At 40.9% G+C, this 7,143-nt stretch carries 4 protein-coding genes and 1 tRNA gene; 1 reads left to right on the top strand and 4 read right to left on the bottom strand.

Annotated features, from left to right (window positions below; translation table 11 throughout):
• Positions 1-169 precede the first annotated feature (169 nt).
• Together IGQ45_05880 and IGQ45_05875 are read right to left on the bottom strand one after the other, a co-directional pair.
• Complete coding sequence (locus tag IGQ45_05880) at positions 170-1,594, bottom strand: TldD/PmbA family protein (protein MBF2056749.1); 1,425 nt, start codon at positions 1,592-1,594, stop codon at positions 170-172.
• Between the two features lie 108 nt (positions 1,595-1,702).
• The gene (locus tag IGQ45_05875) at positions 1,703-3,292 is read right to left on the bottom strand and encodes a glucose-6-phosphate isomerase (GenBank protein ID MBF2056748.1); all 1,590 of its coding nucleotides are present in this window, start codon (positions 3,290-3,292) and stop codon (positions 1,703-1,705) included.
• 324 nt (positions 3,293-3,616) lie between these two features.
• On the opposite strand from IGQ45_05875, the gene IGQ45_05870 reads away from it, so the two are divergent.
• Positions 3,617-3,689: transfer RNA gene (locus IGQ45_05870), tRNA-Ala, on the top strand.
• Between the two features lie 258 nt (positions 3,690-3,947).
• On the opposite strand, the gene IGQ45_05865 is transcribed toward IGQ45_05870, so the two are convergent.
• Both IGQ45_05865 and IGQ45_05860 read right to left on the bottom strand, forming a co-directional pair.
• The gene (locus IGQ45_05865; protein ID MBF2056747.1) at positions 3,948-5,099 is read right to left on the bottom strand and encodes a ferrochelatase; all 1,152 of its coding nucleotides are present in this window, start codon (positions 5,097-5,099) and stop codon (positions 3,948-3,950) included.
• Positions 5,100-5,301: 202 nt separating this feature from the next.
• The gene (locus tag IGQ45_05860) at positions 5,302-7,098 is read right to left on the bottom strand and encodes an aspartate kinase (GenBank protein ID MBF2056746.1); all 1,797 of its coding nucleotides are present in this window, start codon (positions 7,096-7,098) and stop codon (positions 5,302-5,304) included.
• Between the last annotated feature and the right edge of the window lie 45 nt (positions 7,099-7,143).

Raw genomic sequence — 7,143 nt, 5'->3', positions numbered from 1 at the left:
ACAGTTGTTTCAACCTATCAGAAAATTGCATATCATCCCGCAATGATGCAACGCCCTAAAGTCTGTATCCTATGATGGCTTTGTCATTATTTTTTCTGGATTTTGTCTCCCAGAATATTCTACATCGAGACTTTTTAAACAGGTTCTCATAATTCATCGTTTCTTATCTCTAAGCGCCAAAAACCTGAACCTGATCAAAGACACACACTGGGGAAGCATGACCAACTCTTATCATTTGGTTAGGTTCGCCCTTGCCACAAATGGGTGTGCCATACATCTCAGTAGTAGATTCATCCCCCACGGCAATTAAATTATGCCAAAAACTTTGAGTAACTCCTCGATAGTTAGGATTAGCAACTGTTTTCGTTAGTTGTCCATTTTTAATTAATCGCGCGTATTCACAACCAAACTGAAATTTATTGCGATAGTCGTCAATAGACCATGATCGGTTAGACTCCATATAAATGCCCGATTCAATATTACTAATTATCTCGTCAAAACTTTGATTTCCTGCTTCGAGGTTAATATTTGCCATCCTGTCGATGGGAGGGCGATTCCAATGACAACAGCGCCCGTTAGCCACCCCTTTCACCCCGGCTCTAATTTGACTTTCTTGGCTGCCCAAACCTCTCAATAAAATACCGTCTTTGATCAAATATTCTTTTTCGGCTTTGATGCCTAAATCATCATAACCATAACTGGCAATTTCTCCGGACACGGTAGGATCAAAGGTGATATTCATTAATTTTGAACCATAAGCTAAAGTGCCAAAATCAGCTAATTTGACAAAACTGCTTCCGGCATAGTTGCGCTCATCCCCTAAAATACGGTCAATTTCTAAAGGATGCCCCACGCTCTCATGGATTTGTAGCATCATTTGATCGGGCGCTACTACAAGGGTGGTAATGGTATCAGGGCAGGGAGGGGCAGTTAATAATTCCAGCGCCTGTCGCCCGATATTTTGCGCTCGGTTTAAGGTACTCTCAACATCGAAAAAGTCTTCACTACCCTGATAACTCCTCGCTAACATCCCATGATCACTGCGTTTTTGAATGATATTCCCTGCCATACCTACGGCACTATAATCACTGACGATATAGTTAAATTGTTGGTAAATATCAGCCCCATTACTACTTATAAAATGTTGTTCTACATCGCTTATTTGAGCCATGGCGTGGGTTTGAACGATGTTTTCGTTAATTTTGAGGTGAAGACAAATTTCCTTCAAAAAATCGTCAATTTCTGTAGGATTTAATAAGGTGCGAGGGGCGCTGGATTGATATTTACCTTGATTTGGAGGGCGCATTGCCGTAGTAAAGGGGAAAATACCTCGCTGACGGGCGCTGAGTGCCTGTGCTAAGGCATTTTTTGAAGCTTCTTGAATGCCGATAAAATCAAGGCGATTGGTGGCGCAGTAGCCGATGTTACCTTCTGCTAACACTTCTACCATGATGCCCTGATTGATTTTTTTCTGGTGACTTTGGGGTTGTGCGTTGCGAAAATAATGTTTTCGTGATTTTTCGCTAATGTATCTCAAGCCAATCCAATCAGCTTGTAAGTCAATGTTGCTAAGTATTTGCTGTAAATTAATCATCTTAGGAAAAAGGGAGGTAGAAAGGGAAGCAGAGGAGGAAAGGGAAGCAGAGAAAGATTATAATTCATAATTCATAACTCATAATTCATACAACCCTTGCCCTTTTGATCAAATTTTGGTAACGGTGAGGTGCGCTGGGAAAGTAGGAATACCTGTTAAGCTAACATAGCGCCCGTTTGCCTCCAGATGACGTAAAATTTTATAAATTGCCTCAATCTCATTAGCATCAACCTTCTGAGCAATTTCAGTCACCGTTAAAGGTTGAGAAGTTTGCGCCAAAACTTCTAAAACTTTCGTTTGTAAAGCAAGAATAGACGCCGCCGCTTTTTTCCCTGCTTCTACCCCCGGCTGATGATAGGCATTAACATTAATTAGATAAGCATAAATACTTACTGCTCGTTCATAAAGAGCGATCAGCGCCCCTACCATTTCAGGATTAACTTGGGGAATAGTCACAGTCACAGAATCTCGACCATTATCATAAAGCGCCTGACGAGTTCCTTGCAACAAACCAGAAAGATAATCACCGCTAGTGGTATGAGGTTCTAAAATAGGGGAATATCCCTCTCTGTCTTTCAAAACTTCAATGAAAGTAACAAAAAAGTTAGCTACCCCTTCCCGTAACTGTTGCACATAGGCGTGTTGATCCGTTGAGCCTTTGTTACCATAAACAGCAATACCTTGATAAACTGTATTACCATCCAAATCTTTCTCTTTACCCAAAGACTCCATCACCAACTGCTGAAGATAACGGCTAAATAATAAAAGACTATCTTTATAAGGTAAAACTACCATATCTTTTTCTCCCTTACCATTACCAGCATAATACCAAGCAAGGGCTAGAAGTGCCGCCGGGTTTTGTTTAATCTCCCTGTTGCGGGTGGCAATATCCATTTGTCTAGCGCCCTCCAACATAGCTTCAATATCAATACCTTCCAGCGCTGCCGGTAGTAAACCCACTGCGGATAACTCCGAAGTGCGCCCTCCCACCCAGTCAAACATGGCAAAACATTCCAGCCATTTTTCTTCCTGCACAACGCTATATAATTTACTACTATCATCCATCATAGTGATAGCCACCGCATAATCAGGGAAATTCAATCCTTGCTGAGTATAAGCCTCTTTTACTTCTAACATCCCATTACGGGTTTCTGGTGTACCCCCAGATTTACTCACCACTAACACTAGGGTAGTATGAAGACGGTCTTTAATTTTACCTAAAGTGCGATCAATTCCAGCCGGATCAGTATTATCAATGAAGTGAAGTTGTAATGGTGGATTAATCGCCGTTAAAGCAGAAGAAACAAATTGAGGACCTAAAGCAGAGCCACCAATGCCCACAGAGAGAATATCGGTAAATTTTAACCCTTGAGGGGTTCGGAGGGCGCCATTGTGGATGTTAGAGGCAAATCCTTTAATTTTTGTGATGCTGTCGATGATACTGTTTTTAATCTCTTGATTGGGGGCAATGTCAGGATTGCGTAGCCAATAATGCCCTACCATTCTTTTTTCGTCAGGGTTAGCAATAGCACCTTGCTCTAATTTTGCTACCGCTTCAAAGGCATCTTGAAATTTAGGCTGGAGGGATTGATAAAATTCATCATCAAAACCCATACGACTTACATCAACATAGATTTCTAATCCTTCGTGATAATAAAGCCAGTCTTGGTAGCGTTGCCACAGTTGTAATTTATCCATCATCTTTTCTTTTTAGTCTGATTCTCCCATTATTATGATTGACAATCAAGTAAAAATCATAAATTATTTTGAACGTCGGTAAACTGAGCTATGATTTTTAGTATTGATGGGAAATGAGGAATAGTCATAATATTTACAGAATAAGAGACTTTTTGTGATTAAAAGTGTTTTATTCTTAAATTTACCTTTGCCTTTTCTACCAGATAGCTTCTATAAATAATTTACACATTATTCCAATGATGTCTAAAGGGATGTTAAATCGTTTTTATTTCTTCTTGCCAATAATGAAAAACCCCTGCTTTTGTTGTTATACTATGATGCTGAGGGGCATTAGCTCATTTGGTAGAGTGCTGCGATCGCACCGCAGAGGTGAGGGGTTCGATTCCCCTATGCTCCATATTACGGTACCAAATTAATTGTCATTATTTGTGAATTGTTGTTACTACACCGAATAAAAAGTAGCTGATTGATTTGAAAAAATTTAATCATTAAAATCACAAAAATTACTCAGAAACTTTTGTATATGATAAATAATATGGAAATTATAATCAGATAACTTATTTGACACTCACACCATCAAATCAGAGATTATGATGGGTGATTCCTACTTCACAGACATATATCGACCTAACACTTAACCATTTAACCTTAAGAATTAATGATGATGATGATGATCGTGGTCATGATCATGGCTATGATGATGAATGGGAGTTGCAGTAGCCAGACTAGGATTAACAGTTACCCCTTCTTCATTTAATAAATCCTCAATTTGAGGAGTTGCCCAATCAGCTGCCATTTGGCAAAACTCTTTATTATCGTTAACGCATTCCATCTGCAAATAATTGACTTGAGGATACTTTTTCTGTAAAGTACCAATAATATGCTCTACATCTAATAAAGTCTCATGATTTTCCGTGGCAAAACCGATGGGCATAAATACCAAAGCCTTAGCACCCAATTCGATCAAGTTTCTACCGGCTAATTCCGCATTTGGTTGAGTCCATTTAATTAAGGGGGTTTGATGGTTTAACCAACCCACAGAAATCAAAGGAAAGCGATTCATTAGTTTTTTTCTTGCCAACTCATACAGTGCTTGACTTTCATCAATACCAGAAGTAAAACCTTTGGCTTCGTGGGGGCAACCATGATTCATTAAGACGATTCCGATTTCGGAGGGGAGATAGGCGTTAGATAATTTTGCCTCAACTTCGTCTTCTACCATTTTTGTGAGTAGATTAATGTATTCTGGTTCGTTATAAAAAGAGGGAATATAGCGCATTCCTTTAAGCCAATGCTCTTCTTCGTTACCAGTTTTAGCTAAAGCCTCGTTAACTTGCTCTACGGCGATACCACTGGTAAAAATAGAATCAACAACTAACAAGGGATAAATTAAAACTTTATCAAATCCTTCCTCTTTTATTTGTTGTAAGACTTGATGAGGCAGGTGAGGGGCGCAGAAGTTAAAGGCTTTAAATACTTTGACTTTATCTCCCCAGCGATGTTGTAAAGCGTGTTCGATATTATGACGTTGACGCTCAAAGATGGCGTTATGGGGAGAAATGAAGTTGCCATGTTGATGACTCCATTCATGAAGGTCAAACATGGCTAATAGTTTGGCAATGGGGGGATAAATCCAAGTTGGGACAGGTGCAAATTTGGCGGTTAATAGGTTTAAGGCTTGTTCGTTATAGTCGGCAAAGTTTTCATAGCTTTCTACTTCGCCATAGCCCATTAATAATACGGCAACTCTGTTTAAGGGTTGAGAGTTAGCGTTGTTATCTTGGATTTTTTCGACTGTTGCTACCACAATTTTTCCTCTGTGTGAAATACTTTGTTTCTATTGTAAGACAATTTCTTATGTGTTAATACTTTTCAAGATAATCTTGCGGGGGGCATGGGGAAAAGGGAAGATAGGGAGAAAATGAAGGAATATCCCTGTTCTGTCACTTTCTGAGAGGAGGGATATGATCTTTTGTAATTGATTATCCGATAATCATTGCAGACCCTGACTAGGAAGGAATTAAAGTCTTAGTTTTGCCACCCAAATTAAAGGCTTGATGGACTGCTTTCAGCGCCCTCACCCCTTCCCATTGAGCCACGACACAACTAATTTTGATCTCCGAAGTGGTAATCATATAGATATTGATATTTTCCACAGCAAGGGCGCTGAAAAATTGAGAAGCAATGCCCGGATATCCTACCATCCCAGCGCCCACCACACTAACCTTAGCAATGTCTTCATCTACCACCACTTCACGGAAATTTAACATAACTTTTAACTCATTTAAAACCGTCACTGCTTGGTTAACATCCCCCTGCGCCACAGTAAAGGCAATATCACGCATGGCAACACCAGCCACCATACGACAACGTTGGGATTGGATGATCATATCCACACTGATATTTTGTTGCGCTAAAGCCGTGAAAATTTGCGCCGCCATACCCGGTTGATCTGGTACATATAAAATAGCAATTTGAGCCTGATTTTGGTCTAAGGCTACCCCTCTGACAGGCACAACAGGGGCGCTATTTTCCCCTTCCGTATAATTAACCTGAGAATTATCAATGGCAAAACTTTCACAAAGGGAAGCAATAGCTCGATCGCAATCTTCTTGATTGACAAGACAACTAACCTTCACCTCAGAAGTGGAAATCATTTGAATATTAACCTCAGCTTTTGCTAAAGCCCGGAACATCTGCGCCGCAATGCCCGGGCGCCCGATCATTCCAGCTCCTGCAATAGCAATTTTGGCAATCTTTTGCTCTGTTAATATATCCGTACTATTGTTTTGATCAAGGAGAGGGGCGCTGGCGTGCGCTACGGCTTCCGCACGATTTAACATCCCTTTGACCACAGTAAAAGCAATATCATTACTATTACCCTCATGAATTGACTGAATAATCAAATCCACATCCACATTCTGACGGGCAATTTCTCCAAATAGTTTAGCCGCAATACCGGGGCGATCAGCTACCCGTAATAAAGCAATTTTTGCCTGATCCGCATCAAACTGCACCGCATCCACCGCCTTAGTAAGCTCTAAACCCACCAACGGGCGCCCTTGCGCAGTGGGAGAAATCACCCTCGTCCCCGGATCATCAGTCCAACTAGATTTGACCACCAAAGGCATCCCAAAATTACGGGCAATTTCCACCGCCCTAGGATGTAATACCTTTGCCCCTAAACTAGCTAACTCCAACATTTCATCACTGGTAATTTCAGCCATCAACTGAGCTTCAGGCACAATGCGCGGATCAGTGGTTAAAATACCGGGTACATCAGTGTAAATTTCGCAACAATCAGCGCCCGTCGCCACAGCCAAAGCCACAGCAGAAGTATCAGAGCCACCCCTACCGAGAGTAGTAATTTCTAAATCAGCTAAATTACTAATGCCTTGAAAACCAGCTACTACCACCACTTTACCTTCTTTTAAATGCTTGGTAATTCTGTCGGTTTTGATTTCCAAAATACGGGCTTTGCTGTGGTGAGCTTCCGTAACGATACCAACCTGAGCGCCCGTCAAAGAAATAGCGTCTTGACCAATTTCCTGTAAAGCCATGGAGAGAAGGGAAATAGTCACTTGTTCCCCTGTAGAAAGTAACATATCCATCTCACGACGACAGGGAAGGGCGCTAATTTCTTGAGCTAACTTCACCAAACCGTCAGTAGTCTTGCCCATAGCGGAAACCACAACTATCACCTGATTGCCTTCTTGCACAGTCTTAACTACTCTTTGCGCGACTGCTTTAATTCTTGCCGTTGAGCCTACCGAACTACCGCCGTATTTTTGGACAATTAGCACCATATCCTAACACATTTTCATAAATGTAACTTACTAAGTTTAACCTAC

This window comes from Cyanobacterium sp. T60_A2020_053, from assembly GCA_015272165.1.
GTDB lineage: Bacteria > Cyanobacteriota > Cyanobacteriia > Cyanobacteriales > Cyanobacteriaceae > Cyanobacterium.
The sequence above is the reverse complement of the archived record's forward strand: the minus strand, read 5'-3'. Positions and strand labels throughout refer to the sequence as shown.